This is a genomic window from Streptomyces sp. MGP-P1 (genome assembly GCF_057766565.1).
On record NZ_JBYMEM010000007.1, the window covers coordinates 1,240,533 to 1,267,041 of the forward strand.

Annotated in this window: 19 protein-coding genes and 4 pseudogenes; 11 read left to right on the plus strand and 12 right to left on the minus strand. The window is 73.1% G+C overall.

Annotation, left to right across the window (positions count from 1 at the left end):
* The first annotated feature begins 545 nt into the window (after positions 1 to 545).
* On the plus strand, positions 546 to 1,061 hold the full coding sequence (locus AC3CH1_RS27070) for a GNAT family N-acetyltransferase (RefSeq protein ID WP_488465301.1): 516 nt from the start codon (positions 546 to 548) through the stop codon (positions 1,059 to 1,061).
* A gap of 16 nt (positions 1,062 to 1,077) precedes the next feature.
* Here the strand turns inward: AC3CH1_RS27070 and AC3CH1_RS27075 are convergent, their stop codons facing one another.
* Positions 1,078 to 1,980 carry a glycosyltransferase family 2 protein gene (locus AC3CH1_RS27075; protein WP_488465302.1) on the minus strand — a complete coding sequence of 301 codons (903 nt, stop codon included), beginning with the start codon at positions 1,978 to 1,980 and terminating at the stop codon, positions 1,078 to 1,080.
* A 272-nt stretch (positions 1,981 to 2,252) separates the two neighbouring features.
* Positions 2,253 to 3,674 (minus strand): MFS transporter, encoded by a 1,422-nt coding sequence (locus AC3CH1_RS27080; RefSeq protein ID WP_488466749.1) that lies wholly within the window; start codon positions 3,672 to 3,674, stop codon positions 2,253 to 2,255.
* 286 nt (positions 3,675 to 3,960) lie between these two features.
* Between AC3CH1_RS27080 and AC3CH1_RS27085 the strand changes: the two genes are divergently transcribed.
* Together AC3CH1_RS27085 and AC3CH1_RS27090 are read left to right on the plus strand one after the other, a co-directional pair.
* Positions 3,961 to 4,542: a TetR/AcrR family transcriptional regulator gene (locus AC3CH1_RS27085; RefSeq protein WP_488465303.1), complete on the plus strand. Its 582-nt coding sequence runs from the start codon at positions 3,961 to 3,963 to the stop codon at positions 4,540 to 4,542.
* A gap of 81 nt (positions 4,543 to 4,623) precedes the next feature.
* Positions 4,624 to 5,645: pseudogene (locus AC3CH1_RS27090) on the plus strand (hypothetical protein).
* A gap of 217 nt (positions 5,646 to 5,862) precedes the next feature.
* Here the strand turns inward: AC3CH1_RS27090 and AC3CH1_RS27095 are convergent.
* The 3 genes from AC3CH1_RS27095 to AC3CH1_RS27105 all read right to left on the minus strand — a co-directional run bounded on the left by AC3CH1_RS27095 (position 5,863) and on the right by AC3CH1_RS27105 (position 8,250).
* Positions 5,863 to 6,717 carry a PhzF family phenazine biosynthesis protein gene (locus AC3CH1_RS27095; protein ID WP_488465304.1) on the minus strand — a complete coding sequence of 285 codons (855 nt, stop codon included), beginning with the start codon at positions 6,715 to 6,717 and terminating at the stop codon, positions 5,863 to 5,865.
* 144 nt (positions 6,718 to 6,861) lie between these two features.
* A complete protein-coding gene (locus tag AC3CH1_RS27100) occupies positions 6,862 to 7,341 on the minus strand; it encodes a lamin tail domain-containing protein (protein ID WP_488465305.1) in 480 nt (159 codons plus the stop codon).
* Positions 7,342 to 7,485: 144 nt separating this feature from the next.
* The gene (locus AC3CH1_RS27105) at positions 7,486 to 8,250 is read right to left on the minus strand and encodes an SDR family oxidoreductase (protein ID WP_488465306.1); all 765 of its coding nucleotides are present in this window, start codon (positions 8,248 to 8,250) and stop codon (positions 7,486 to 7,488) included.
* Positions 8,251 to 8,394: 144 nt separating this feature from the next.
* Between AC3CH1_RS27105 and AC3CH1_RS27110 the strand changes: the two genes are divergently transcribed.
* The gene (locus AC3CH1_RS27110; protein ID WP_488465307.1) at positions 8,395 to 10,062 is read left to right on the plus strand and encodes an alkaline phosphatase D family protein; all 1,668 of its coding nucleotides are present in this window, start codon (positions 8,395 to 8,397) and stop codon (positions 10,060 to 10,062) included.
* Positions 10,063 to 10,087: 25 nt separating this feature from the next.
* Here the strand turns inward: AC3CH1_RS27110 and AC3CH1_RS27115 are convergent, their stop codons facing one another.
* A complete protein-coding gene (locus tag AC3CH1_RS27115; RefSeq protein ID WP_488465308.1) occupies positions 10,088 to 11,083 on the minus strand; it encodes a Gfo/Idh/MocA family protein in 996 nt (331 codons plus the stop codon).
* Between the two features lie 89 nt (positions 11,084 to 11,172).
* On the opposite strand from AC3CH1_RS27115, the gene AC3CH1_RS27120 reads away from it, so the two are divergent.
* Entirely contained in the window at positions 11,173 to 12,564 is a 1,392-nt protein-coding gene (locus AC3CH1_RS27120; RefSeq protein WP_488465309.1) for a multidrug effflux MFS transporter, read from the plus strand.
* A 133-nt stretch (positions 12,565 to 12,697) separates the two neighbouring features.
* On the opposite strand, the gene AC3CH1_RS27125 is transcribed toward AC3CH1_RS27120, so the two are convergent.
* Positions 12,698 to 14,020, minus strand: a complete 1,323-nt coding sequence (locus AC3CH1_RS27125; protein ID WP_488465310.1) for a hypothetical protein — start codon at positions 14,018 to 14,020, stop codon at positions 12,698 to 12,700.
* Between the two features lie 230 nt (positions 14,021 to 14,250).
* Between AC3CH1_RS27125 and AC3CH1_RS27130 the strand changes: the two genes are divergently transcribed.
* Positions 14,251 to 15,246 (plus strand): small ribosomal subunit Rsm22 family protein, encoded by a 996-nt coding sequence (locus tag AC3CH1_RS27130; protein ID WP_488465311.1) that lies wholly within the window; start codon positions 14,251 to 14,253, stop codon positions 15,244 to 15,246.
* 14 nt (positions 15,247 to 15,260) lie between these two features.
* Here AC3CH1_RS27130 and ddaH read toward each other — a convergent pair.
* A pseudogene (ddaH, locus tag AC3CH1_RS27135) lies at positions 15,261 to 16,097 on the minus strand (dimethylargininase); the annotation flags it as partial.
* Positions 16,098 to 16,431: 334 nt separating this feature from the next.
* Between ddaH and AC3CH1_RS27140 the strand changes: the two are divergent.
* Together AC3CH1_RS27140 and AC3CH1_RS27145 are read left to right on the plus strand one after the other, a co-directional pair.
* Positions 16,432 to 17,061, plus strand: a complete 630-nt coding sequence (locus AC3CH1_RS27140; protein WP_488465312.1) for a TetR/AcrR family transcriptional regulator — start codon at positions 16,432 to 16,434, stop codon at positions 17,059 to 17,061.
* A 198-nt stretch (positions 17,062 to 17,259) separates the two neighbouring features.
* Positions 17,260 to 18,006: a bifunctional DNA primase/polymerase gene (locus tag AC3CH1_RS27145; protein ID WP_403757673.1), complete on the plus strand. Its 747-nt coding sequence runs from the start codon at positions 17,260 to 17,262 to the stop codon at positions 18,004 to 18,006.
* Positions 18,007 to 18,115: 109 nt separating this feature from the next.
* Here the strand turns inward: AC3CH1_RS27145 and AC3CH1_RS27150 are convergent.
* The 4 genes and pseudogenes from AC3CH1_RS27150 to AC3CH1_RS27165 form a co-directional block, all read right to left on the minus strand.
* A pseudogene (locus AC3CH1_RS27150) lies at positions 18,116 to 19,137 on the minus strand (SCO2278 family lipoprotein).
* 193 nt (positions 19,138 to 19,330) lie between these two features.
* Positions 19,331 to 20,170: a heme ABC transporter ATP-binding protein gene (locus AC3CH1_RS27155; protein ID WP_488465313.1), complete on the minus strand. Its 840-nt coding sequence runs from the start codon at positions 20,168 to 20,170 to the stop codon at positions 19,331 to 19,333.
* Positions 20,167 to 21,279, minus strand: coding sequence for a FecCD family ABC transporter permease (locus AC3CH1_RS27160; protein WP_488465314.1), 1,113 nt, complete (start codon positions 21,277 to 21,279; stop codon positions 20,167 to 20,169). Before AC3CH1_RS27160 ends, AC3CH1_RS27155 begins: the two co-directional genes overlap by 4 nt.
* Positions 21,276 to 22,382, minus strand: a complete 1,107-nt coding sequence (locus AC3CH1_RS27165; protein ID WP_488465315.1) for a heme/hemin ABC transporter substrate-binding protein — start codon at positions 22,380 to 22,382, stop codon at positions 21,276 to 21,278. The genes AC3CH1_RS27160 and AC3CH1_RS27165 overlap by 4 nt, the downstream gene beginning before the upstream one ends.
* 134 nt (positions 22,383 to 22,516) lie before the next feature.
* Here AC3CH1_RS27165 and AC3CH1_RS27170 point away from each other — a divergent pair, with 134 nt between their 5' ends.
* The 3 genes and pseudogenes from AC3CH1_RS27170 to AC3CH1_RS27180 all read left to right on the plus strand — a co-directional run bounded on the left by AC3CH1_RS27170 (position 22,517) and on the right by AC3CH1_RS27180 (position 26,484).
* Positions 22,517 to 23,977 (plus strand): HtaA domain-containing protein, encoded by a 1,461-nt coding sequence (locus AC3CH1_RS27170; protein ID WP_488465316.1) that lies wholly within the window; start codon positions 22,517 to 22,519, stop codon positions 23,975 to 23,977.
* Between the two features lie 90 nt (positions 23,978 to 24,067).
* Positions 24,068 to 25,689: pseudogene (locus AC3CH1_RS27175) on the plus strand (HtaA domain-containing protein).
* 123 nt (positions 25,690 to 25,812) lie between these two features.
* A complete protein-coding gene (locus AC3CH1_RS27180; protein WP_488465317.1) occupies positions 25,813 to 26,484 on the plus strand; it encodes a PhzF family phenazine biosynthesis protein in 672 nt (223 codons plus the stop codon).
* The last annotated feature ends 25 nt before the right edge of the window (positions 26,485 to 26,509 follow it).

Consider the following 26,509-nt stretch of genomic DNA (forward strand, 5'->3'; position numbering starts at 1 on the left):
TCCTTCACTCGGCACCCTACAGCTGGGGGCCGCGGGTGAGCGGACGGAGTGTGCCTCCGTCTCGGCTCCGAACCAGCATTGACCCATTATTAACTCCAGTTAGCAACCGTGAGCTCGACTGGCCCGACAGGTTCCGGCCAGTGGCGGAGGGGGCCGCTCTCCGCGGTCGGCGTGACAGAAGCGCGGAGGAGCCTGCACCCACAGTCGGTGCCCCTCCCGTCGCACCAGGACATCGCGGGAAGACGGTCGCCAGTCACCTGTCCCTTCCGCAGGCACCGATCGCTGCGGGGAACTGCACAGGGTCCTGACCGACCCGAGACGGCGAAGTGGCTGAACGAGCGCATTCACGAGCCCTCGATCCAGAAGAAGATGAGAGCCTTCCAGAACCGACTTCTCGCGCTTACTCCTCCCCGTCGTTCCCCGAAGTGCGCCCCGGTGCTCTCGCTCACCGATATTCACCTGCGTGTCGCCCCCTTGGCGTGGTTCGCTGCCCACGGCCGTTCGCCCCCACGCACGGGAGGGGGCGCAAGGCCCTGAGTGGAGGGATGCATGTGACGGAGTACATGTACGCAGGCGAGCGTCCGGCGCCGGACGCGGTACGGCTGCGCCAGGCCACGCCGAACGACGCGGAGGCCGTCACCCGGGTCTTCCTCGCCTCCCGGGCCGCCGCGATGCCGTATCTGCCCCGGGTCCACAGCGACGAGGACACCCTCGCGTGGTTCACCCATGTCGTGCTGCCCACCAGCTCCGCGGTGTGGGTGGCCGAGGAGGCGGGGGAGAGCGGGGAGCTGCTCGGGTTCGCCGTGCTTGCCGGGGACGACGAGCTCGATCATCTCTATTTGCGGCCCGACGCGCTGCGGCGGGGGATCGGGAGCCGGCTGCTGGCGGAGGTGCGCGGCGCGGCGGAGGGGGCCCTGAAGCTGTACGTGTTCCAGCGCAACGCCGCCGCCCGCGCCTTCTACGAGCGGCACGGGTTCACCGCCGTCGCGTTCGACGACGGTGCCCGCAACGAGGAGAACGAGCCGGACGTGCTCTACCGCTGGGCCCCCGGGGGCCGCTGACCCCGCGGGCGGCGGGTCAGATGACCGGCGGCCGGCCCAGCCGTGTCATCTGCCACACCGTGGACCAGCGCATCGGGCGCCGCTCGCCGCACGGGGTGCGGACGCCCTCGGCGAAGCCGCCCGCCCAGGCGCGCAGGCCCTTCGGGTCGCGGGTGCGGGCGAGGGTGAGCAGGGTCCAGGTGCCGAGGTAGGCGGGGACCAGGGGGAGGGGCAGGTTGCGGCGGGCCAGCCAGACGCGGTTGCGGGCCGTCATCCGGTAGTAGACGGCGTGCCGGGCCGGGGACGTCTTGGGGTGCTGGAGCAGCAGTTCGGGCTCGTACAGCACCTTCCAGCCCGCGTCGAGCGCGCGCCAGGCGAGGTCGGTCTCCTCGTGGGTGAAGAAGAACTCCGCCGGCCACAGGCCGGTCCCGGCCAGCATCTTCATGGAGAACGCGTGGCCGCCGCCGAGGAAGGCCGTGACCGGGCCGCCGCGCATCGGGTCGCCCGCCCGGAGCCGGGGCACGTGGCGCCGCTGGGTCTCGCCGTGCTCGTCGGCGATCCGGAAGCCGACGATGCCGAGCCGGTCGTCGGCCGCGAAGAGGTCCCGCACCCGGCGGAAGACGTCCTTCTCGACCAGCAGCCCGTCGTCGTCCAGCTCGATCACCACGTCCACGTCGCCGATCTCGGCGAGCCTGCGCAGACCGGCGTTCCGGCCGCCCGGGCAGCCGAGGTTCTCCGGCAGCTCGATCGTGGTCACCCCGCCGTCGAGGTCCTCCAGGCCGGGGAACGCGGTGAAGTCCGGGAGCGCCGTCCCGTTGCCGATGATCACGAGCCGGGTGGGCCGGACGTCCTGCATGGCGACCGACGCCAGCAGCGCCTCGACCGCCTGCGGGCGGTCCCCCATGGTCACGATGGATACGCCGATGCGTGGTGCGGACAAGTTCGGTACTCCTGGGCTCGGCTGCCGTGCGGCTGCTGGTCGGCTGCGGTGCCCGCGATCGTAACGCCTCGGTGTTCAGTGTGCGGTTACCGCCCGGCCATCCATGGGCCCGTCGGTGTTCAGCAGGGCGGACACGGTCAGCGGCTCGGGCTCGGGCATGTCGTATTTTCCGCTGTCGATCTTCCCCGCTGTCGATGCTGTTCCGCCCCCGGGAGCCGGTGTCGGCTTCCGGGGGCGGGCCGGTGCGGTCCCCGGGCGCGGTCCCGCTCCGCTCACCCCTCCGTCGCTGCCGTCCCGCTCCGCTCACCCTCCGTCGCTGCCGTCCGGTTCCTTTCGGTCAGGAAGTGCCCGGCGAGCAGGGCGCCGGCCAGGACCAGGGCGGAGTTGACGAGGATGGCGATGGAGACGCCGGACAGTACGGCCTCCGGCCCCGTCGCGGCCCCCGTCCGGGCGGTGACGATCGCGCTCATCACCGGGATGCCGAGGGTGATGCCCACCTGCTGGGTCATCGTCGCCAGTCCGGTGGCCCGCCCCTGCTCCTCGTCGGGCAGACCGGAGGTGGCCGTGACCATGAACCCGACGATCATCAGCATGTTGCCCACACCGCCGACGAAGGTGGCCGCCAGCAGGAGCCAGATCCAGGAGCCGGACGTGCCGAGCGCGACGAGCGAGAGCGTGGCGACGGCCTGGACGGTCCCGCCCAGCACGATGGCGCGCCGGTTGCCGAACCGGCCCACCGCCCGTCCCCCGAGCATCCCGCCGACGACCGTGCCGACGCCCAGCACGCCGAACGCGAGGCCGGTGGCCAGCGCGGAGTAACCGAGGACCTCCTGGAGGTAGAGGGTGAGCAGGAACACGAGTGAGGTCTCGGTGACGAAGGCGATCAGCCCGGCGGCGTTGCCCCAGACGACGCTCCGCCGCTTCAGGATGTGCATCGGGACGAGCGGTGCGGCGGCCCGCCGCTCGATGCGGACGAACGCGATCAGGAGGGCGACGCCGGCGGTCAGGGAGGCCAGCGTGGTGGGGGTGGTCCAGCCGGTCTCGCCGGCCTGGGTGAGCCCGAGGACGAGCAGCAGCAGCCCGCCGGTGACGGTGACCGCGCCGGGCACGTCCAGCCGGGGACGCCGCTCCGGCCGGGAGTCGGTGATCACGGAGGGCGCCAGGATCACGACCAGGGCCGCGGCCGGTACGTTGATGAAGAAGGCCCAGCGCCAGGAGAGCAGATCGGTCAGGAGGCCGCCGAGGATCGCTCCGGCGGTGAACCCGGCAGACATCAGGGCGCCGTTGAGCCCCAGTGCCCGCTCGCGCAGCGGCCCCTCCTTGAACGCGGTGGTCAGCAGCGCGAGTCCGGCGGGGGTGACGGCCGCGGTGGCCAGGCCCTGGAGCACGCGGGCGGCGAGGAGGACCTCGGGCGAGGTGGCGAGGCCGCCGAGCGCGGAGGAGAGCCCGAGGACGACCATGCCGCCGATGAACAGGTTCTTGCGGCCGACGAGGTCGGCGACGCGTCCGAAGAGCAGGGTGAATCCGGCGGCGGCGAGCGCGAACGACGTGGCGATCCACTGGAGGTGGGCGAGGGAGAAGCCGAGCCCCTCCCCGACGACGGGCAGCGCCACGTTCAGGATCGAGAAGTCCACCGCGATCATGAACTGGGAGCCGAGCAGCAGAGCCAGCACGAGCTTCTGGCGTCTCGTCATGCGCGGGCCGGCGGCGCGGGGGGCGGTCGTGGGTCCGGTGGGTGCGGGTGCGGTACGGGACATGGCAGGGCACCTTCCTGGGCGGCGAAACACTTAACGGTTCTGTGGTTCCGTTAAGGTGGTGTCACCGTAGCAGGAGAGGCGTTGTTAATGGAACTGGAGACCCGTTATGAAGTCTGAAAGTGCTGAAGACACCGGCGGCTCCGGCAGCTCCGGAAGCCCCGGAAGCTCCCGGAGTCCCGGAGGCTCCGGAGGTGTTGACGTCGACGGGGGAGAGCCGGGCACCGTGCGTCCCGGCGGTCGCACCGCCCGGGTGCGGGACGCGGTGCTGCGTGCCGCCGGGGACGCGCTGGTCGAGCACGGCTTCGACGGGCTCGACCTGGCCGACGTCGCCCGGCGGGCCGGGGTCGGCAAGACGACCGTCTACCGGCGCTGGTCCGCGCCCGCCGGGCTGGTGGCCGATCTGCTCTCGGACATGGCGGAGCAGTCGCTGCCGCGCGCCGACACCGGGTCACTGGCCGAGGACCTCCGGGCCAACGCCCGGCTCGTGGTCCGGGCGCTGACCGATTCCCGGCAGGGCGCTCTCTTCGTGGCCGTCATCGCCGCCGCCACCTGCGATCCGCGGACCGCCGAGGCCCTGCACCGCTTCTACGCGGTGCGGATCGGGGAGTGGTCCGGCTGTGTCGAGGCGGCGGTCGATCGCGGCGAACTGCCCGTCGGTACGGACCCGGGCGAGGTGATCGCCGCGGTGTCGGCGCCCCTGTACTACCGGCTGCTGGCCAGCGGCGCCCCGCTGGACGAGGCGGCCGCCGACCGGGCCGCCGCCGCCGCGGTCGCCGCCGCGCGGGAAGGGGTCTACGTGCGGTGAGGGGCGTGGGGGAGTTCGGCGACAGGGCCCGGGCGGCGACCGGCTTCGTGGTGCCCGGCGGCACGTCGATAAAGTGCTGGAATGATATTCGGTAAAGCCGGGTTCGGGGGAGCCGTCGCCGACTTCGAGGCGGCGGTGACCGCCCAGGACGCCAAGCGTTCCGGTAAGGCGTTCGTCCGGTTGCAGGAGACCTTCGGGCAGGCCCGGGAGGCGGAACTGCTGGACGGCGGGCCGCGGCTCGCCGCCGTGCTGGAGCAGGTGCCGCCCGGCCCCCGTGCCGTGGTCGCCGTGCTCGTCGGGGCCTGTGTCGAGCGCGGCGCGGACGCCGAGCGCTGCGCGCCGGGAGTCCTGGCCGGGCTGCGATGGGCGCTGGAGCAGGCTCTGGTGTTCTGCGAGGCGTGGACCGGGACCGGGGGCGGTGCGTTCCCCGTCCCGGACGGAGGCGAGCCGGGCCCGGCCGCGGTGGAGCGGGCCGGCGCCGACGCGGCCGCAGGCTGGTGGACCCTTCCCCAGTGGGAGATGGCCGCCGTCGCGCTGCTGAACCACCCCGGTGTGCGGCGGGCGGCCGGCTTCCGGGACGAGGCGCTGCGGCTGCTCGGTGCGGTGGAGCGGGCCTCCGGCACGGAGTTGAAGTCCCTCGCCTACGCGCTCCTCGTGCTGGACGACGAACCGCTCGTCGCCCTCCACCGGTCGAGCGGCACCGGCTACCTCCTGCGGCTCTCCGGCATCGGGGACAACTTCCAGCTGCACACCCTGCTCGCCGACGCGCTCATAGGCGGCGGCCATGTGGAGGGCCACGCGCCGTCGGCGCAGGAGGCGGCCGTCTGCCGGGAGACCCCCGGCCAGGTGGACACCGTGGGCTCCTTCGACCTGGTGGCCCCGGACGGTGAACTCATCTGGAACGAGGGCGCCCCGCCGACGTCCCCGTCGTCGACGGCGTCCGGCTGCTGGTCCTGGACGAGCCGTCCTACCGGCGGACCTGGCCCGCGGGCCGCTTCTTCCCCGGCATGCGCGGCGACGCCCTGCTGGAACGCGCGCTGGACCCGGAGGAGACGGAGCGCTGGTACGCCCACGTCTCCCCGGCCAAGGAGGCCACCGGCTGAACCGCCGCCCGGAGGGGGCAAGCACCGGAGGAGGCAAGCACCGGCTGGGTCGCCGCCTGAAGGAGGCCCTCAGCCGAACCGCCGCCGAAGGAGGCCACCGGCCGAGCCGCCGCCCGGAGGAGGCGAGCACCGGCCGAGCCGCCGCCTGTTCGCCGTGTCCCGGAAGGCGGGTCGGCCGACCCGGGAGCCGCCGGTTCGCCGTCCCCGGAAGGGCGGGTCAGCCGATCCGGGTGCCCGTTCCGCTGACCCGGACCCTGGCGTCCCCCGCGCGCAGTTCGACGGTGAGTGTGCCGGGCCGGCCCATGTCGGCCCCCTGGTGCAGCGTGAGCACGGCCGCGTCCGGTACGAGCCCCAGCTCCCGTGCGTACGCGCCGAAGGCCGCCGCCGCCGCGCCCGTCGCCGGATCCTCGACGACCCCGCCCACCGGGAACGGGTCCCGGACGTGGAAGACCCCGGGCCCCTCGCGCCACACCAGTTGCAGCGTGGTCAGATCGAGCCGGTGCATCAGCGCTTCGAGGCGCGCGAAGTCGTACTCCAGGTCCGCCAGCCGCTCCCGGGTGGCTGCGGCCAGCACCAGGTGCCGGGCCCCCGCGTAGGCGATCCGGGGCGGCAGGGCCGGGTCGAGGTCGGCGGCCGACCAGTCCAGGGCCGCCAGCGCCTCCGCCAGGTCGGCCGGCGCGGTCTCCTCGACGCGTGGGGCCACGCTGGTGAGGGTGGCGCGGAGTTCGCCCCCCTCCCGTACGACGGTCACCGGCACCGGACCCGCGGCCGTGGCGAACTCCAGCTCGCCCGGCCCGTCCCGTTCGGCCAGGGCGAGCGCCGTGGCGACCGTGGCGTGACCGCAGAAGGGCACCTCGGCCTTCGGGCTGAAGTAGCGGATCGTGTACGCGCCTTCGCCGGTCCGCTCCGTCAGGAACGCCGACTCGCTGTAGCCCAGCTCCGCCGCGACGGCGAGCATCGCCCCCTCGCCCATCCCGGAGGCGTCCAGGACGACGCCGGCGGGATTCCCGCCCGCGGGGTCGGCGGAGAAAGCGGTGTAGCGCAGGACCTCGGGCGCGGGATCAGGTGTCATGCAGGGCTCCAACCGAGCCACCGCCCCCGGCATCCCCCGCCCGGCACGGCGGCAAGGCGGCAAGGCGGCGCGGCGGCGCGGCGGTCGGCGTTCGGGAGGTCCGGTCGGCGGCCCCCGTTCCGCGACCGGCCCTCCCGGGGCGGGTCAGTGGCAGTTCTTGACGCCCTTGTTCGCCGTGGTGGACTTCTTCCAGGAGCAGGAGTCCTGGAGTTTCCCGTTCGGCTTGATCAGCCGCGCCTTGTCACCGGTGTTGTTCCAGACGTACGAGCCCCGGTTCCAGTGCACGGTGCCCGAGACGTTCTTGCCCTTGCCGGTGCGGAGCTTGACCGTCTTGCCCGCGCCGATCGTGTAGCTGCCGAAGGTGTAGGTGTAGCCGGTGTTGTCCTTCACCTTGAAGCCCTTGAGCTGGACCTTCTTCTTGCCGTTGTTGTGGATGTTCACCCACTCGGCGTTCAGCGACTTCGTGGTCCGGTTGTCCTTGCCGGGACCGTCGTACTGCACGGTCCCGAAGTGCAGCCCGCCCTGGTGGGCGGCGGCCGAGGCCGGGGCCGCCGTGGCGAGGAGCGAGCCGGCCAGTGCGGTGGCGGCGGCCAGGGCGATCGGCGCGGTGGTACGTATGCGCATGCGGTGTTCCTTCTGTGTTGTTCTGGTGAAGGCGTAACGAGATGCGATCATACGGACAGCACGCGCTTGCCCGGTCCAGGGCGGAGAAGTCCGCAAATTCGGCCACTTAATGGCTAGTTCGGGCGAACCTGATCACCTACGGGATCAACCGCGTCCGATGTACGGCATGTTCGTCGCCAGGACCGTGGCGAACTGGACGTTCGCCTCCAGCGGCAGCTCCGCCATGTGCGCCACCGTCCGCGCCACGTCGGACGCCGCCATCACCGGCTCCGCCGCCAGCGCCCCGTTGGCCTGGAGGATCCCGGTCGACATCCGCTCGGTCATCTCCGTCGCCGCGTTGCCGATGTCGATCTGCCCGCAGGCGATCCGGTAGGCCCGGCCGTCCAGCGACAGCGACTTCGTCAGCCCGGTCATCGCGTGCTTGGTCGCGGTGTACGCGATCGAGTGCGGGCGCGGCGCGTGGGCGGAGATGGAGCCGTTGTTGATGATCCGGCCGCCCTGCGGGTCCTGCTCCTTCATCAGCCGGTACGCGGCCTGCGCGCACAGGAACGCGCCCGTCAGGTTCACCTCGACGACCGCCCTCCAGTCCTCGACGGCCAGCTCCTCCAGCGGTACGCCGCCGGGGCCGAACGTGCCCGCGTTGTTGAACAGGAGGTCCAGCCGGCCGAACCGCTCCCGTACGGCGGTGAAGAGCGCGCCGACCTCGTCGGCGTCGGTCACGTCCGTGGTGACGCACAGTGCCGCGGTGTCCCCGGCGGCGGCCGCCGTCTCCGCCAGCGGCTCGGCCCGCCGGCCGGCGAGCGCGAGCGACCAGCCCGCGCTCGCGAGGGCGAGCGCGACGGCCCGCCCGATCCCTGATCCCGCGCCCGTGACGACGGCGATTTTCCGGCCGGTCTGCTCAGTGTTCATGGCCCGGCAGCGTACGGGACGGATCGGTGCACGGGGCACGCGGTGCTCATCGACCCGCCATGCGGATGTTGTGCACGCGACAACGGTGCGTCGTCGCGTGCGGCTGCCATGAATCCCGACAGCATCCGGGCTGAGGAGGGGCATATGACAGCCGCACAGACCATCATGACGCCCGATCAGGACGCACGGACAACCGAACTCCGTGCCGCCGCACGACTGCTCGAACCGGGCGTGGGACGCAGACGCTTCCTTACCGTCACCGGAGCCGCCGCCGCGCTCGCCTTCGCCGTGAACCTGCCCGCCGCCGGCACGGCGAGCGCCGCCGTACTCGACGCCCGCAGGATCACCGAGGACCCGTTCACCCTCGGCGTCGCCTCCGGCGACCCGCACCCCGCGTCCGTCCTCATCTGGACCCGGCTCGCGCCCCGCCCCTACGAGCCGGGCGGCGGACTGCCGCGCGGCCGGGTCGAGGTGCGCTGGGAGGTCGCCCGCGACGAGGGTTTCCGCCGTGTCGAGCGGCGCGGCTGGGTCACCGCCCACCCCGAGTTCGCCCACAGCGTCCGCGCCGAGGTCCAGGGCCTCGACTCCGGCCGGGTCTACTACTACCGCTTCCGCACCGGCAGCTGGACCAGCCCGGTCGGCCGCACCCGCACCGCCCCGGCCCCCGGAGCCCGCAACAGCTCCCTGGCCCTGGCCGCCGTCTCCTGCCAGGCGTACCACGACGGCTACTTCACCGCCTACCGTCACCTCGCCGCCGAGGACGTCGACGTCGTTCTCCACCTCGGCGACTACCTTTACGAGTACGCCGTCACCGCCACCGGCGGAGCCCGCGAATACACCGACCGCAGACTCCCCGCGCACTACAACCGCGAGACGGTCACCCTGGAGGACTACCGGCTGCGCTACGCCCTCTACAAGTCCGACCCGGACCTGCGCGCCGCCCACGCCGCCCACCCCTTCGTCGTCACCTGGGACGACCACGAGACCGAGAACAACTACGCGGGCGGCACCCCCGAGAACGACGTGCCTCCCGAGGAGTTCCTGCTGCGCCGGGCCGCCGCGTACCGCGCGTACTGGGAGAACCAGCCGCTGCGCACCCCGCAGCGCCCCACCGGACCCGACATGCGGCTCTACCGCCGCCTGACGTTCGGGCGGCTCGCCCAGTTCGACATCCTCGACACCCGCCAGTACCGCAGCGACCAGGCGTACGGCGACGGGTGGCGCACCCCGGGACCCGAGTCGGAGGACCCCGCTCGCACCATGACCGGGGCCGCCCAGGAGCGCTGGCTGACCGACGGCTGGCGGGCCTCGAACGCCACCTGGAACGTCGTCCCGCAGCAGGTCACCTTCGCGCAGCGGCGCGATGTGCCCACCGACGCCTTCAAGCTCTCCATGGACTCCTGGGACGGCTATCCCGCCTCCCGGCAGCGGGTGCTGGCCGGGGCCGAGGCCGCCGGGGTGGACAACCTCATGGTCCTCACCGGCGACGTCCACGTCTCCTACGCCTTCGACCTGAAGAAGGACTTCGACGACCCCGCCTCGCGGACCGTCGGCACGGAGATCGTCACCACCTCCATCAGCAGCGGCAAGAACGGCGCGGACCGGCCCGCCAACTGGGAGAACCAGACCCGCGCCAACCCGCACCTCAAGCACTACAACGGGCGGCGCGGCTACGCGCTCGTCACCCTCGGAACGAAGGAGGCCCGCGCCGACTTCCGTACGGTGGCGGCCGTCACGACCCCCGGCGCGCCCCTCACCACAGCGGCCTCCTTCGTCACCGAGGCCGGGAACCCGGGGCTCACCCCCGCGTAACGCCGCACGCCCCGCGCAACCGGGCTCAGCGGTCCGCCGGGTAGCGGACGCCGATACGGTCCCGTACCGCGTCGAGCGTCCGCATCACCGCCAGCGAACCCTCCAGCGGGACGAGCGGGGACTCGGTCTCGCCCGCCCGCACCGCCCGCGCCACCTCGACGGCCTCGTACTGCATGCCCGAGAGCCCCTGGGGCCCCGGCCCCGACGTGATCGTCTCCGGCTCCGCGCCCGTCCGCCGCAGGACGAAGTGGTCCGGGTGGAAGAAGTCGCGCGGGAGGTCGATCCGCCCGGCCGTGCCGATGACGGTGGCCGCCGTCGGATGGTGGCCGACGATCGAGCAGGACAGCAGCGCGGTCGCACCGGAGTCCCAGCCGAGCAGCATGCCCGTGTTCAGGTCGACGCCTTCCGGGGACAGCAGGGCGTCGGCCTGGACCCGGTCCGGCTCGCCCAGCAGCAGGTGGGCGAAGGAGACCGGGTAGACGCCGAGGTCCAGCAGCGCCCCGCCGCCCAGGTCCGGATCGCGCAGCCGGTGCCCGGGAGCGAAGTCGCCCGCGAAGCCGAAATCGGCCTGTACGGTACGGATCTCGCCGATCGCCCCGTCCCGGACCAGCTCGGTGAGGCGGCGGACCACCGGGTTGAGATAGGTCCACATGGCCTCCATCAGGAAGAGGCCGCGGTCCCGGGCCAGCGCCACCAGCTCCTTGGCCTCCCGGCTGTTGAGCGTGAACGCCTTCTCGCACAGCACGTGCTTTCCGGCCCGCAGCGCGAGCGAGGCCGCCGCGTGGTGCGCCGAGTGCGGGGTGGCCACGTACACCACGTCGACCTCGTCGTCGGCGACCAGCTCCGCCCAGCTGCCGTAGGCCCGCCCGATCCCGTGCCGTTCGGCGAACTCCCGGGCCGAGGCCTCCGTGCGCGAGGCCACCGCCACCACCTCGGCGTCGGGAAGACCCTGTACGTCCGTCGTAAACCTCGCGGCTATGCCGCCCGTCGCCAGAACACCCCAACGAACCGACCCACCCATGCCCGCCACCCCAGCCCGCCCGAAAAAGGTTTCGACCACTCCGGCCGAGCTGAGAGCATAGATGCGTATTCAACGATGTGGAGAAGAGAATGCCGGACAGCGGCGGCAGCCGGGCCCAGCGAGCGCACATACCCACCACCGGGACCGGGGCCGGGGCCGACCACCGGCCGATCCCGCACGGGGACGCGGGCGCCCTCTCCGTCGACCCCGCCGCCCCGCAGGTCACCGCCCCGGCCGGCCTTCCCGGCCCGGCGGCGAAGACCGCCCGGCGCACCGGCCTCCTGGTCACCATGGTCCTCGGCGGACTCACCGCGCTGCCGCCGCTGTCCATGGACATGTACCTCCCCGCGCTCCCCGCCGTCACCGACTCACTGAGCGCCCCCGCCGCCACCGTCCAGCTCACCCTGACCGCGTGCCTGGCCGGAATGGCGCTCGGCCAGCTCGTCGTCGGCCCCATGAGCGACCGCTGGGGCCGCCGGAAACCGCTGCTCCTCGGCATGGTCGTCTACGTCCTCGCCACCGCCATCTGCGCCCTGGCCCCCACCGCCGAACTCCTCATCGGCTTCCGCCTCCTCCAGGGACTCGCGGGCGCGGCCGGCATCGTCATCGCCCGGGCCGTGGTGCGCGACCTCTACGACGGCGTGGAGATGGCCCGGTTCTTCTCCACCCTGATGCTGATCTCCGGCGTCGCCCCGGTCATCGCCCCGGTGATCGGCGGGCAGGTCCTGCGGATCACCGACTGGCGGGGCATCTTCGTCGTGCTGACAGCCGTCGGCATCGTGCTCACCCTGGTCGTCTGGAAGTGGCTGCACGAGACGCTGCCGCCCGCCGACCGCCACACCGGCGGGGTCGCCGACGCCCTGCGCACCATGCGCGGGCTCCTCGCCGACCGCGTCTTCACCGGCTACATGGTCGCGGGCGGGCTCGCCTTCGCCGTCCTGTTCGCGTACATCGCCGCCTCCCCGTTCGTCGTACAGGAGATATACGGGGCCTCGCCCCAGACCTTCAGCCTGCTCTTCGGGATCAACTCGATCGGCCTGATCACCGTCGGGCAGATCAACGGCAAACTGCTCGTGGGCCGGGTCAGCCTCGACAAGGTGCTCGCCTTCGGCCTCGCGGTGATCGTGCTGGCCGCCGTCGCGCTGCTGCTCATGACGGCCGGCGTCTTCGGCGAGGTCGGCCTCGTGCCGGTCGCGGCCGGGCTCTTCGTGCTGATGTCGGCGATGGGCCTCGCGATGCCGAACACCAACGCCCAGGCCCTGATGCGCACCAAGCACGCGGCGGGTTCCGCCTCGGCGCTGCTCGGCACGTCCTCGTTCCTCATCGGCGCCGTCGCCTCCCCGCTGGTCGGCATCGCCGGCGAGGACACGGCCGTCCCGATGGCCGTGGTCCAGGTCGTGTGCGCGGTGGCGGCGGTGGCCTGCTTCCTGCTCCTGTGCCGCCCCTGGCAGCGAGCGGGGCGCGAGGCCGGCGGGCTCTGAGCCGACCGCAGCCTGGCGGCACCGGCCGTGGGCCCGGTGCCTGCGGGAAGCCCCGGCAGGTGCCGGGGCCCGGCATCTGCCGGGGGCCTCTGAGCCACCGCAGCCTGCCGTGACCCCGGCGTCTGCCGCGGGCTCAGCCGCTGCGCGGGTAGCCGATCAGATGCGTGCGGTCCTGCCGGTCGGTCCAGCGGAAGACCCCGACCCCGGTCGTCTCCGTCCCCGGCAGGCGCGCGTTGCGCGACAGCCGCTCGGTGCTCCAGGTGGCGAAGTCCATCGCGACCGGGAGCCCACCGCCGGACAGCGCCTCCGAGGCGTCGCGCGCGTTCTCGGCCCCGTACGCGATGCCGTCGTCCGTCACCGTGGCCAGCGTCAGATGGGCGGCGCCGTCCTCGTCCTCGAAGCAGCGGCCCTGCTTCGCCTCCAGATCGAAGGCCAGGTTCCCGGCGATCAGGTAATCGCCCGAGGGGGAGAGGACCGCCTGCGGGAAACGCCCCGGCTTTATGGCGGGCTTGTGGCACTCCACCGAGGTGAGGACCTCACCCGTCGCCGCGTCGTGCACCGCCCACAGCTCGTGGGTCGCCGCCCGCTTGGTCTTCTTCGCGGGCGCCCACTTCGCCAGCACCTGGTCCGGGGTCGTCGACGTCACCACACCGCTGCCCCTGTCGGCGCCCTTGGGCGCGACGTTCCGGCTGAACCAGCCGCCGCGCACCCAGAACTCCCGTGCTCCGCCCAGCAGCAGGCCCTCGGCGGTCTGCCCGTGCACCTCGGTGAGCTGCTTGCAGGCCGGGCAGCCCTTGGGGTACTTCAACTTGTCCGCGCCCAGCTCGGACACCTCGCCCGTGACCGGGTCCACCAGGGTGCTGTTCGCCTTGGCGTCGCTGATCACGATCGCCGGCCCGGTCGTGTTGACGGCCGGGGCGCCGGACCACGGCACCTCGACGCGCTGCCGGTTCCCGTTCGTCACGTCGTACAGATCGAGCGCGATGAAGGTGTTCGACGGCGAGAGCCCGTCGCCGACCTTCCCGTAGGACCAGGTCACGAAGAACTGCCGGTCACCCTTGGCGACCGTGGCGAGCCTCGGATAGTGCAGCGGATCCGGCTGCCGCCAGGCCTTGCCGCGCCAGCCCAGCTCGCCGGTGGCCGTGTCGACGGTTCGCAGCCGGTAGCGGTTGTCCTTCGACCGCTCCAGATAGGCCAGCAGGCCCGTCGCGTGCGAGACGGCCACGTCGGGGGAGGAGCCGATGATCTCCCAGCCCCGGTCCGTCGTGTACTGCGGCGGAACGGTCAGCCGGGTCACCGGCCCGGTGCTCGGCAGCACCGGTTTCGCCGTCGCGGTGGCCGCGCCGTTCTTCCGGTCGTCCTCGTCGGGGCTGCCGCCGCAGGTGGCCAGCAGCAGGAGCAGGGCGAGAAAGACCACCCCGCCGACGAGCGTCAACCGCACGATCTTCTGCCTCATGGCTCCCCTGCTGGACCATCTTGACCTGGTGCCGTCCACGCGCGGGTCAGCGTAGCAACAGGCTTACGGCGGTGTGGAGTTCGCCGGAGTCCCGTTCCGTACCGGTTACGTGAAGTCTTGGTGCGGACCCTCGCGGTCCCGTGCCGCCCGCGCACACATCCCTCCGTACCCCTCCGGGCCCCGGCGAAGCGGAATGCGTCCACCGGGTCGCCTCCGCCTACAATTCGGCGGTGAACGTCACCCTCCCCACCGCACAGTCCCTGCGCGCGGCGCTGGCCGGACTGCTCGACGGACTGCCGCCCAAGCAGGCCGCGCAGGCCGTCGACCGGCTGATCGCCAGCTACCGGGGGGAGACCCCGACGGACGCCCCGATCCTGCGGGACCGCTCCGACGTCGCCGCGTACGCCGCGTACCGGATGCCCGCCACCTACGAAGCCGTACGGTCCGCCCTCGACGCCCTGGCCGGGGCCGCCCCCGACTGGACGCCCGCCACCCACACCGACGTCGGGGGCGGCACGGGCGCGGCGAGCTGGGCGGTGGCCGGGGTCTGGGCGGGCCCGGCCACGACCGTCCTGGACTGGGCCGAACCGGCCCTCGCGCTCGGCCGCGAACTCGCCGAGGCGTCCGGGGTCCCGGGGCTCCGCGACGCCCGCTGGGAGAAGGCGCGGATCGGAGCGGCGCTGGAGCTGGCCCCGGTGGACCTGGTGACCGTCAGCTATGTGCTCAAGGAGCTGATCGCCGGGGCCAGGACCGAACTGGTCGACGCGGCTGCGGCGGCCGGACAGGCGGTGGTGATCGTGGAGCCCGGCACCCCCGACGGCTACGCCCGGATCATCGAGGCCCGCGACCGGCTGATCGCCGCCGGGATGGGCGTCGCGGCCCCCTGCCCGCACAGCGACGCCTGCCCGATCGCCCCCGGGGCCGACTGGTGCCACTTCTCGGCCCGGGTCAGCCGCTCCTCGCTGCACCGGCAGGTCAAGGGCGGCTCGCTGAGCCACGAGGACGAGAAGTTCAGTTACGTGGTCGCCACCCGCTTCCCCACCGGACCGGCGCCCGCCCGGGTCATCCGCAGGCCGCAGATCCGCAAGGGCCAGGTACTGCTGGAGCTGTGCACCCGCGACGACGGACTGGCCCGCTCCACGGTCACCAAGCGCCACGGCGAGCTGTACCGGGCGGCCAGGGACGTCGCCTGGGGCGATCCCTGGCCGCCGGAGAGCACGGAGTGACGGTCAGCGGCTGATCAGGCCCGCAGCTCCTGGGTGCAGCACTTCACACTGCCGCCACCCTTGAGCAGCTCGCCCAGATCCATGGGGACGGGCTCGAAGCCCCGGTCCCGCAGCGGGTCCAGGAGCCCCGTCGCCCCCTGCGGCAGCAGGACGTGGCGTCCGTCGCTGACCGAGTTGAGGCCGAACGCCGCCGCGTCCGGCTCCCCGGCGAGCAGCGCGTCCGGGAACAGCCGGCGCAGCACCGCCCGGCTGCCGGCGGAGAACGCGTCCGGGTAGTACATGATCTCGTCGGCCGCCGCGTCCAGCACGCACAGCGCGGTGTCCAGGTGGTAGTAGCGCGGATCCACCAGATCGAGCCCGACGACCGGCAGTCCGAAGAACTCCTGGGCCTCCATGTGCGAGAGCGGGCTGGACCGGAAGCCGCGCCCGGCCAGCAGGTACGAGGCGGTGACGGCGAAGTCCCCCTCGCCCTCGTTGACGTGCTCCGGTTCATGGACCTCGGTGAAGCCGTGCTCCCGGAACCAGTCCCGGTGGGCTCCGGCCTCCGCGTACCGCTCCCGGTACGCGAACAGCGCGCCGAGCACCCGGCCGCCGATCACCGTGGCGCCGTTGGCGGCGAAGACCATGTCGGGCAGGTCGGGACGGGGGGTGATCAGCTCGACGGTGTGGCCGAGGGCGCGGTAGCGGTCGCGCAGGTCCTCCCACTGGGTCCGGGCCAGCGGCAGGTCGACGGGTTTGGACGGGTCCATCCACGGGTTGATGGAGTAGGTGACCCGGAAGTGCGCCGGGGCGCACATCAGGTAGCGACGAGGGGTGGCGTCACGGTTCAACTCTGGCTCCTCGCGAACGGCGGCCGGGGCCGCGGAACGGTGGGATGCGCACGGTCTGTGCGTGAGCCCATGGTGCGCCGTGCACGCCGGATCCGCAGTCGATCGATCGAGTGGTTCACCGGACCGCTCCATCGCGGCCGCCGCCCGGATGTCCCGGACCGCCCGGTCGCGGCCACTGCCCGCATGCCCCGGACCGCTCGGTCGCGGCCACTGCCTGCACGCCCCCGCGCCGCCCGCATGCGCCGCGCCGCCCGGATATCCGGCGTAGCCCCGATGTCCCGCCCGCTGCCCGGCACACGCTCCGTGGCCACCGCAAGACGATACGTATCGGTTCGGTCGGCGCTAGATTGGGCGCATGGCACCCACCAAGGCACCCGACTCCAGCCGACGCAGCGACCGCTCCCGCCGCGCGATCCACGACGCCGCCCTCGCCCTCGTCGGCGAGGTGGGGTACCAGCGCACGACGATCGAGGGTATCGCCGCCCGCGCCGGGGTCGGCAAGCAGACCATCTACCGCTGGTGGCCCTCCAAGGCCGCCGTGCTGATGGAAGCCTTCCTCGACCTGGCGGGCCGGGCCTCCGAGGGTGCCGGGCCTGAGTCCGGCGACGCCGCGCAGGGCATCCCCGACACCGGCGATCTGACCGCCGACCTCAAACTCGTCCTGCGGGCCACCGTCGACGAGCTGAACGACCCGGCGCTGGAGATCCCCACCCGCGCGCTGACCGCCGAGGGCATCGTCGACGCGAAGCTGGGCGCCGAATTCGTCTCGAAGCTGCTCGAACCGCAGCTCGCGCTGTACGTCACACGCCTGCGGGCCGCCCAGGACGCCGGTGACGTGCGCGCCGACGTCGACCCCCGGATCGCCCTGGAACTGCTCATCGGCCCGCTGATGCACCGCTGGCTGCTGCGGACCCTGCCGCTCACCCACACGTACGCCGACGCGATCGTCGACTACGCCCTCGGCGGGCTCACCCCGCGACCCTGACCCCGAGGGCCCGGCGACGGCCCCCGGAACCCAGCGGCAATGGTGGGAGACGTCCGGTATGGGGTGACATCGGGCGTGATGGTGCTCACTCGGTGCGGTGGTACACGGCCCCGCTGGTGAACTCTGGCCACCCGAACCGCAGGATGGTGCGACGATGGAGAGGCAACGCTGAGGTGAACTGCTGAGGTGAGGGGATAGATGGGCGCCGATTCCGGCCGTTTCCGCGGCACAGAGAGCAGGATCTCCCAGTGGCTGCGGCGACGTCCCAAATCACCGGGGGCCGAGGCCGACGAGTCGGCCAGGGTCGCGCTGCTCCTGGCGGTCGCCGACGCGGGCATGCCCATCGCCCCCGCCGCCCACCCCCTCGGATACCGATGTTCGTGCGAACGCATCGGCTGCCCCACCCCCGCCCGGCATCCCATCTCCTTCGCCTGGCAGACACAGTCGACCACCGACCGCGCCCAGATCGAGCGCTGGGCCGACAGCCAGCCGCTGGCCAACTTCATCACCGCGACCGGCATGATCCACGACGTGCTGGACGTCCCGCTCACCGCGGGCCGCAGCGCCCTGGAGCGCCTTCTCGACGCCGGCATCGACGTCGGCCCGGTCGCCCAGTCCGGCGAGGACCGGATGCTCTTCTTCACCGCCACCCGCGGCACCCCCGAGGACGAGGACGAGTGGTGGCCCTGCGAGCTGGACTGCCACCCCGAGACCATGGACGCCCACCCGGGCCTGCGCTGGCACTGCCGGGGCAGCTACGTCCTGCTGCCGCCCGCCCGGCTCCCCGGTGAGCTCGACGTCCACTGGGTGCGGGGCCCCGAGCACGAGCTGCCCGATCCGCTGACCCTGCTGGAGACGCTCACCGACGCCTGCGCGCGGTACGCGGGCAGTGCCGAGCAGAGCGAGCTGGACCACGACTCGATCGCCTGGCCCTTGAGCCGCTGAGCCGCTGGTCCACCGGTCCGATGCGCGACCGCCCGGCCGCAGGGCCGGGCGTCGTCGTCGGATGTCGCCGGGCCGCCCGGCGGCGCGGCGGCCCGAGCCGCTGCGCTGCCTACTCGCCCTTCGCCGCGACCAGACCCGGCAGCCGGTTCAGCATCCGCACCTTGCCGCCGGACCCGGACCCGGACTCGGAGCCGGCCGCTCCCTCGCGCGGCGGGACGTGCACCAGCTGGCTGGAGACCCGCTCCTTGGTGAGGCTGCTGTTCACCTCGCCGGTGAGCAGCGCCTTCACATCCGCGTTGACCTCGGGGCGCAGCCCCTTCGCCGCGGTCTGCCGCTCGAAGTGCTTGCTGCTGAAGAAGACCAGCGCCCCGCCGTCCTCGGTGCGCAGCCCGAGCGGCGCGAACGCCGCACGCGTCAGCGGCTGGTCGACGTACTGGTACGAGAACCCCGCCCGCCGCGTGGTGCGGCGCGTCTCGCGCCAGCCCGAGGTCGCCGTGGAGGGCGTGAACACATCGGGGTGCCGCTCTCCAGATAGCCGGTGTACGAGGCGCTCAGCTCCGCGGGCGCCACGGCCAGGCCGTCGTCCCCGGGCTCCACCGGAGTGGCGAACCCCTCCTCGTCCAGGGTGAACTCCGGTACCTGGGAGGACGGGACGACCGCGAGGTACGACGCCTTCCACAGTGCGTCGGGGCCCGACCGTACGAACACCACCAGCCAGCGGGTGTCCAGCTTCCCGCCGTCCCGGTCCCGATTGGAGTCGGTGTCCGCGAGGAACCAGCGCGGCCACCCGGCCTTCTTCGGGACGACGTACGTCGCGTCGTCCAGCACCAGCGGCTCGTGCGCCCTGTTGCCCTCGGGGTTGTACGTCTGCCGCGCCTTCAGTCCGGCCTGGTTGATCGCGCCGAGCGAACCCGTCACCCGGTCCGCGTCCAGCGCCGGATCGAACGCCTTGTCCGCCGCGTTGTAGGCCTCGGTGAAGTCCTTGAGCGCCCGCGCGGCCTCCGGCTTCTTCGCCCCGGGCAGCACTTCCAGCTCCCCGTGCACCGTCACACAGCCGCTCGCGGTCACGCACAGCACCGTCGCCGTCGCGAGCCCCGCCGTCAGCCGCCCCAGCCCAGGGTGTCTCGTCATCCGTTGCTTCCGCGCCTTCTGATCCGTCGCCCGCACTGACCGTCGAAACCCTACCGGGGCGGCGGACGGCGTGCGGCCGGGGACCGGGGTACAGCGCCCACACCGTGACCCAGGGCCTGTCGTCGAACTGCCGTCTGCCGGGCTTCGGGCGATGACGGCGGTCTGACGACAGGCCCCGGCGGCGGATGCCGCCTCAGACCCCGCGCACCGGCACGATCAGCGGCCTGCCCGTACGGGGGTGGGGGAACACCTCCACCGGCTGCCGGTAGACCTCACCGAGCAGCTCGCCGCTGAACACCTCGTCCGGCGGGCCCAGTTCCGCGATCCGCCCCTCGTGCAGGACGGCGGCCCGGTCCGCGTACGCCGCGGCGAGGCCGAGGTCGTGCAGCACGACCACCACCGCGTCCCCGGCGGCGGCCCTCTCCCGGCAGATCCGCAGCACCAGCTCCTGGTGGCGCAGGTCCAGGGCGGCGGTCGGCTCGTCGAGCAGCATCAGCGGGGCCCGCTGCGCCAGCACCCGGGCCAGCGCCACCCGGGCCTTCTCGCCGCCCGACAGCGCCGAGAACGGGCGGCCCGCGAACCGCGTCACCTCGGTGGCCGCCATCGCCGCGGCCACCGCCGCGTCGTCCTCGTCCTCCCGCTCGGTGCCGGCCCAGGGCGCCCGCCCCATCCGTACGACGTCCTCCACGGGGAACGGGAAGGACAGCGCGGCGGACTGCGGCAGCACCGAGCGGCGCAGCGCCAGTTCGGGCGCGGACCACGCGGTGGCCGGACGCCCGTCGATCCGCACCTCGCCGCTCCCGGCGGGCAGATCGGCGGCCAGCGCCGCCAGCAGCGTCGACTTGCCCGCGCCGTTCGGCCCGACCAGGGCGACCACCTCGCCCGCGTGCGCGGTCAGACCGACGGAGTCCAGCACCTGTCGCTGCCCGAGCCGGACGGAGAGGCCGACCGCCTCGACGGCGGGGGAGCCGGGGGCCACGGGCGAGGGCAGCTCCCGGGGGCGTACCGCGAACAGGTCTCTCAGCGTCCTCATGCCCAACCACCTTGCTTACGACGGGTCCTGCGCAGCAGCCAGAAGAAGAACGGGCTGCCGAAGAGGGCGGTCAGCACCCCGAGCGGCAGCTCGGCGGGGGCCGCCACCGTACGGGCCGCGAGGTCGCCCGCCACCAGGACCAGGGCGCCCCCGAGCGCGCTGCCCGGGACGAGGAAACGGTGACCGGGGCCGTTGGCCATCCGCAGCAGATGCGGGACGAGCAGCCCGACGAAGGAGATGATCCCGGCGACGGCGACCGCGGCGGCCGTCAGCAGCGCCACCACCAGCACCAGCACGATCCGCAGCCGCTCCACGTCCACGCCCAGGTGTCGGGCGGGCCGCTCCCCGAGCGCCAGCAGGTCCAGCTTGCGGGAGTGGAAGGGGGCGATGAGGAGCCCGGCCAGCGCGCACGGCAGCACGGCGAGCACCTTGGGCCAGGTGGCCTGGGAGAGCGAACCGAGCTGCCAGAAGGTGATCTGGGTGATCTGCGCGTTGTCCGCGAAGAAGATGAACAGGCCGATCAGCGCGCCCGCGAACGCGTTGACGGCGATGCCGGTGAGGATCAGCGTCACCACTTCGGTCCGGCCGCCGGACCGCGAGAGCGTGTAGACGAGCAGCACCGTGATCAGGCCCGCGACGAACGCGCAGACGGTGATGGTCCAGTTGCCGAAGAAGCTCAGGCCGAGCGCGATCGAGGCGACCGCGCCCACGGCCGCGCCCGCCGAGATGCCGATCACGCCGGGCTCGGCGAGCGGGTTGCCGAACACGCCCTGCATCAGCGCGCCCGCACAGCCGAGGGACGCGCCGACGAGCAGGGCGAGGACGACCCGGGGAAGCCGCACGTTCCACAGGACGCTCTCGCCGACGCGGTCCAACTCCTGGCCGCCGAGCCCGATCCGGTGCTGCACGGAGGACAGGACGTCGCCGAGCGGGATGGAGTAGGCGCCGATCGCCGCGGACAGCAGACAGCCGACCAGCAGGGCCAGGGAGAGCACGGCGGTGAGCAGATACGCCCTGCTCCGGGGGGACTTGGGGGCGGCGACGCCGTCCGCTACCTCGCCCGGGGCCTTCGGATCGGCCCCGGTGCGTTCCTCGTACGCGGTGGTCACCGGCCCGTTCCGCCCTTCGCGTACAGCTGCTCGACGATCTCGGCGAGCACCCGGTCGGTGCGCGGCCCGTAGTTGAGCAGCACCCCGTCGTCGACGGTGACGATCCGGCGGTCCATCCCGGCCGGGGTCTCCGCGATGCCGGGGATCTTCACCAGCCCGTCCATGCCGCCGACCGACTCGAACCCCTTGGTCATCAGGAGGATCGCGTCCGGGGCGGCCTTGGCGAGCGCCTCGCTGGTGATGGCGGTGAAGTCCTTGTCCAGGCCCGACTCCTTGCCCGCGTCGACCGCGCCCGCCGCCTCCAGCAGCGAACCGGCCCCGGACTCCGCGCCGCCCAGCAGATAGACGGAAGCCGAGCCGCGCAGGTAGAGGAAGGCGACCCGGGGCTTCTTGCCGTCCGTGGGGCCCGGGATGGACTTCTGGACGGCGGCGATCCGGGTCTCGGTCCGCTCCTTGAGCTCCGTGCCGGCGGACGGTACGCCGAGGGCCTCGGCGACGGTGTCGATGCGGCGGCCGACGTCGGCGAGCTCCTTGGCGGGCTCGATGACGAGCAGCGGGACACCGGCGTCGCGGATCTGGTCGATCGCCTCGGCCGGCCCGGTGGTGGTGTCGGCGAGGACGAGCGTCGGCTTCAGCGAGAGCACGCTCTCCGCCGAGACGTCGTGGGCCCGGGTCACCACCGGGAGTTTCTCGGCCTGTTCGAAGGTGGCGGTGATGTCCCGGGCGACCACCTGCTTCCCGAAACCGAGGGTGAAGACGATCTCGCTCAGCGACCCGGTCAGCGGCACGATCCGGTCGGTGGACCCGATCGTGACCTTCGTGCCGTCCGCCGAGTCGACCGTCACCGGCAGTTTCGGCGCGGGCGGGGCGGCCAGCGGCTCGACCCGGTCGGCGTCGGCGGTGCTCCCGGCGGACTTCGGCGCGGAGTTGTCGCTTGCGCTTCCGCCTCCGCCGCAGCCGGTCAGGACCAGAGCGAGGGCGACAGCGGCGGTGAGGGCGGCGGCCGCCCTGCCCCGGGCCGGGCGACGGGGAAAGGCCCGTCCGGCGTCCGGGCCCTCGGAGCCCCGGGGGCTCCTCGTGGCGAAGGCCTGCGAGATGTGCACGGGGCACCGTCCTGTCGTTCTGCGGCGTGCGGTCGGCCGTTCGCCGGCAACGGCGTGACCGGAGGGGGTTCCGGCCCGGGCTGGGGATAGCTTAGGTTAGCCTTACCTGAGTATCCAGTCCTCGGAGGGGCCCCATGCCGTCGTCCAGATCCACCCGCGCGCTCGCCGTCGCGCTCCTCGCGGTACTGCTGGGGGCCCTGCTCCCCGCCGCCACCGCGCAAGCGGCCGAACGCACGGTGCAGGGCGGCCGACTGGACTGGGGCATCAAGTCCTCCTTCCAGAGCTATGTCACCGGCCCCATCGCGAGCGGCAGTTGGAGCCTGACCGGCGGCGCCGCCACGGTCGGCGGAAGTCAGTTCCGCTTCCACTCGGCGACCGGCTCCTACGACCCGGACACCGGCGCGCTCAACTCCGGCTTCTTGGGCGGCGTGCACTTCACCGGCCACAAGAAGCCCGACGGCGGCAACGAACTGGACCTCACGATCAGCCGCCCCACCATCCGGATCAGCGGCGGCAGCGGCATGCTCCACGCGGACATGGTGAGCAAGGAGCGGGGGACCGGCAAGGTCTCCAACCGCTCCCAGGTGCCGCTGGCCAGGCTCGGCCTCAGCGGGATCGACATGAAGGGCGGTTCCACCCCCATCGCCCTCACCGACGTCCCCACCACGCTGACCGCCGAGGGCGCCTCCGCCTTCGCCGGTTACTACACCGCGGGCACCCCGCTCGACCCGATCAGCCTCTCCGTCGACACCAAGGGCGCGGCCGCCCAGCCGAAGCCCTCCGCCCCGGAGAGGAAGAAGGACGAGAAGGAGAAGGAGAAGGCGGAGAAGAGGGACGAGGAGAAGGCTGGCCGCTTCGAGGACGCCGCCGTCGACTGGGGCGTACGCCGCACCTTCCGCGAGTACGTCACCGGCTCCATCGGCCAGGGCGAGTGGACGCTCGCCGACGGCGCCCAGGACGGCGGGGCCCTGTTCCGCTTCCCGCAGGGCAAGGGGACGTACGACGCGAAGAAGCAGACGCTGGACGCGGACTTCGGCGGCAGCATCCGCTTCACCGGCGTTCATGACCTCGACCTGAAGTTCGCCGGCGTCACCGTTGCCGTAGCTCAGGGCGAGGGCACCCTGTCGGCCGACGTCACCAGCGCGGGCACGACCACCGAGGACGTCCCGCTCATCACCTTCGTCGCCGAGGACTTCGTACCGAAGGACGGCCTCGCCGCCCTCACCGAGGCTCCCGCCACCCTCACCGCCGACGGCGCCAAGGCGTTCGGCTCCCTGTACAGCGCGGGCACCGCGATGGACCCGGTCTCGCTCGCCGTGGCCGTCGACGAGAAGGCCCAACTGCCCGCGCTCCCGGACCTCGGCAGCGAGCCGACCGCGTCCGCCGAGCCCACGGTGAAGGCCGCGGAGGAGCCCTCCACCGCACCGGCGGCCGCCTCCTCCGACTCCGGCCCGGGCGCCGGTACCTGGGCGGCCATCGGCGGCGGTGTGCTGCTGCTCGTCGCGGCCGGGGCGTTCCTCGCCCTGCGCCGCCGCGGGTCCGCGCAGGACCCCGACGCCGCCGCCACGGGCCCCGACGCCCCCAAGACCTCCTGACCCGGCACCCATGAGCGCCTTATGGGTCGTCACCCCCTCCCCTCACGCCTCTCTTCCCCCTCCCCCCGTTCCGCTAGGAGACCTACCGACATGGCAGCAACCCGCCGCCCCATAACGCTCGCCGCGGCCGTCGCCACGGCCGCCGTCCTGGGCACGACCTTCGCCCTTCCCGCCCTCGCCGCCGACGGCTCCTCCGGGGCCGCGCCCGCTGCCGCCCCGAAGCTGGAACTGGTCGACGGCACGCTGGACTGGGGCATCAAGGAGTCCTTCCGCAAGTACATCGCGGGCCCCATCGCGGGAGGAAGGATCACCGTCGCGGGGGCGCCGAGCAGGCCGCGGGCAACGGGGTGTTCACCTTCACCGACGGCAAGGGCTCGTACGACATCTCGACGCACGTCTCCGACACCGCGTTCAAGGGCAGCGTCCGGTTCGAGGGCCACCACGGGCTGCTCGACGTCCAGCTCAGCGACGTCAAGGTCGCCTCGGGCCGCGAGACGGGCATCATCACCGCCGACTTCACCAGCAAGAAGACGGACGGCACCGTCGTCACCAAGAACGACGCCCCGATCGCCGATCTGGACATGACCAAGGCCAAGCGGGGCGGCGGAGCGGGCGGAGCGATGGTCTTCTCCGACATCCCCGCCACGCTGACCGCCGACGGCTCCGAGGCCTTCGCCGGCTTCTACGAGAAGGGCGCCGAACTCGACCCGGCGACGCTCTCCGTCAAGCAGGCGACGAAGCCCCCGACCACGCCCCCCGCGACCCCGCCGGCCACCCCTCCCGCCACGCCCCCGGTCACCCCTCCCGCCACGCCCCCGGTCACCCCTCCGGCGACGCCGCCGGTCACCGGCAAGCCCACCGGCGAGCCGAGCACCGCCCCGACGCCCAACGCCTCCGAGCTCGCCGCGCCCGTCAGCGGCCCGGTCGTCGACGGCACCCTGAACTGGGGCGTCAAGGAGAAGTTCCGCTCCTACGTCGTCGGCCCGATCGCGCACGGCAAGGTCGAGACGAGCGAGGGCGCCACCGCCGCCGGCGACAGCTACCGGTTCGGCAGTGCCACCGGCGTCCTCGACGCCGACAAGAACACGCTGAACGCCGCGTTCCAGGGCAAGGTGCGCTTCCTCGGCCACGAGACCAAGGGCGAGTACGTCCTCGACCTGTCCCTCGGCAACCTGAAGGTCGCCATCGAGGGCACCTCCGGCACGCTCCTCGCCGACGTCTCCTCCAAGGACCAGAAGACCGGCAAGGTCAGCAAGTTCACCGGCCTGTCCCTGGCCGACCTGAAGGTGCCCGCCGGCGCGCTCGCCGCCAAGGGCGGCATCGTGAACCTCGAGAAGATTCCGGCGACGCTCACCACGGACGGCGCCAAGGCCTTCGGCGGCTTCTACGAGAAGGGCGAGGCGCTCGACGCCCTGAACGTCGCGGTCTCCCTCGACAAGGACGCCCAGCTCCCGGGCGGCTCCACCGGCGGCTCCGGATCCACCGGCGGCTCGGGCTCCACCGGCGGTTCCACGACCGGCGGTTCCACGACCGGTGGCGGAGGCACGGTCGGCGGCGGTTCCGCAGGCTCGACGGTCGGCGGCTCCGGCGCCCTGGCCGCCACCGGCTCCGACGTCCCGACCGGCGCCCTGATCGCGGCCTCGGGCGTCGTCGTGGCGGCCGGCGCGGGCGTCGTGATCGCGGCGCGCCGTCGTCGTGACGCCACCGCCTGACCCGCCCCGCACCACCTGAACGGCCCCGGGGCCGTACCGGTAGCCTCACCGCTTCCCGGTACGGCCCCGGGGCCGTACCCCGCCGGTCCCCGCCCCGTCGCCCGGCAGTGCTTGAATGCCCCCGTGAGCGACTACGACGTACCCCGGGGCATCGACGTCCTGCGCGTGTTCTGCGGACCCGACGGCCGGTACGGCAACGCGCTGGGCGTCGTACGCGACGGACGGGACCACCCCGACGAGGCCTCCCGCCAACTCCTCGCCCGGCGGCTGGGCTTCAGCGAGACCGTGTTCGTCGACGACCCGGAGCGCGGGCGGGTGGACATCCACACCCCGGGGCTCCGGCTGCCGTTCGCCGGGCACCCGCTGGTGGGCACCGCGTGGCTGCTGGACCTGGAGGTCCTGGAACTGGCGGTCGGGGACGTGTTCGCGCGCCAGGACGGGGAGTTCACCTGGATCACCGCCCGCCCCGAGTGGGTCCCGCCGCGCACGCTCCAGCAGTACGGGAGCGCCGCCGAGGTCGAGGCGCTGCCGGCCCCGCCGCCCGGCGAGGGGTGGCTCTACGCCTGGGCCTGGGAGGACGAGGCGGCCGGGCGGGTGCGCGCACGGGCCTTCCCGAGGCGCGGGGAGGCGATCGTCGAGGACGAGGCGACGGGCGCGGCGGCGCTGCTGCTCAGCGCGCGACTCGGCCGGGCCCTGAACATCACACAAGGACGCGGCTCCCAGATCCTCACCGCACCCGCGCCGGACGGCACGGTGGAGGTCGGGGGCCGCGTCCTGATGGCCGTCCGGGGCTGAACCCGGGGCGGTCCGTCCCGCTGCC

Excerpts from the sequence above, each read along its gene's own strand:
- AC3CH1_RS27070 (WP_488465301.1), top strand. The coding sequence starts at position 546 with ATGCATGTGACGGAGTACATGTACGCAGGCGAGCGTCCGGCGCCGGAC.
- AC3CH1_RS27080 (WP_488466749.1), bottom strand. The coding sequence starts at position 3,674 with ATGACGAGACGCCAGAAGCTCGTGCTGGCTCTGCTGCTCGGCTCCCAG.
- AC3CH1_RS27095 (WP_488465304.1), bottom strand. The coding sequence starts at position 6,717 with ATGACACCTGATCCCGCGCCCGAGGTCCTGCGCTACACCGCTTTCTCC.
- AC3CH1_RS27100 (WP_488465305.1), bottom strand. The coding sequence starts at position 7,341 with ATGCGCATACGTACCACCGCGCCGATCGCCCTGGCCGCCGCCACCGCA.
- AC3CH1_RS27105 (WP_488465306.1), bottom strand. The coding sequence starts at position 8,250 with ATGAACACTGAGCAGACCGGCCGGAAAATCGCCGTCGTCACGGGCGCG.
- AC3CH1_RS27110 (WP_488465307.1), top strand. The coding sequence starts at position 8,395 with ATGACAGCCGCACAGACCATCATGACGCCCGATCAGGACGCACGGACA.
- AC3CH1_RS27115 (WP_488465308.1), bottom strand. The coding sequence starts at position 11,083 with ATGGGTGGGTCGGTTCGTTGGGGTGTTCTGGCGACGGGCGGCATAGCC.
- AC3CH1_RS27120 (WP_488465309.1), top strand. The coding sequence starts at position 11,173 with ATGCCGGACAGCGGCGGCAGCCGGGCCCAGCGAGCGCACATACCCACC.
- AC3CH1_RS27125 (WP_488465310.1), bottom strand. The coding sequence starts at position 14,020 with ATGAGGCAGAAGATCGTGCGGTTGACGCTCGTCGGCGGGGTGGTCTTT.
- AC3CH1_RS27140 (WP_488465312.1), top strand. The coding sequence starts at position 16,432 with ATGGCACCCACCAAGGCACCCGACTCCAGCCGACGCAGCGACCGCTCC.
- AC3CH1_RS27145 (WP_403757673.1), top strand. The coding sequence starts at position 17,260 with ATGGGCGCCGATTCCGGCCGTTTCCGCGGCACAGAGAGCAGGATCTCC.
- AC3CH1_RS27155 (WP_488465313.1), bottom strand. The coding sequence starts at position 20,170 with ATGAGGACGCTGAGAGACCTGTTCGCGGTACGCCCCCGGGAGCTGCCC.
- AC3CH1_RS27170 (WP_488465316.1), top strand. The coding sequence starts at position 22,517 with ATGCCGTCGTCCAGATCCACCCGCGCGCTCGCCGTCGCGCTCCTCGCG.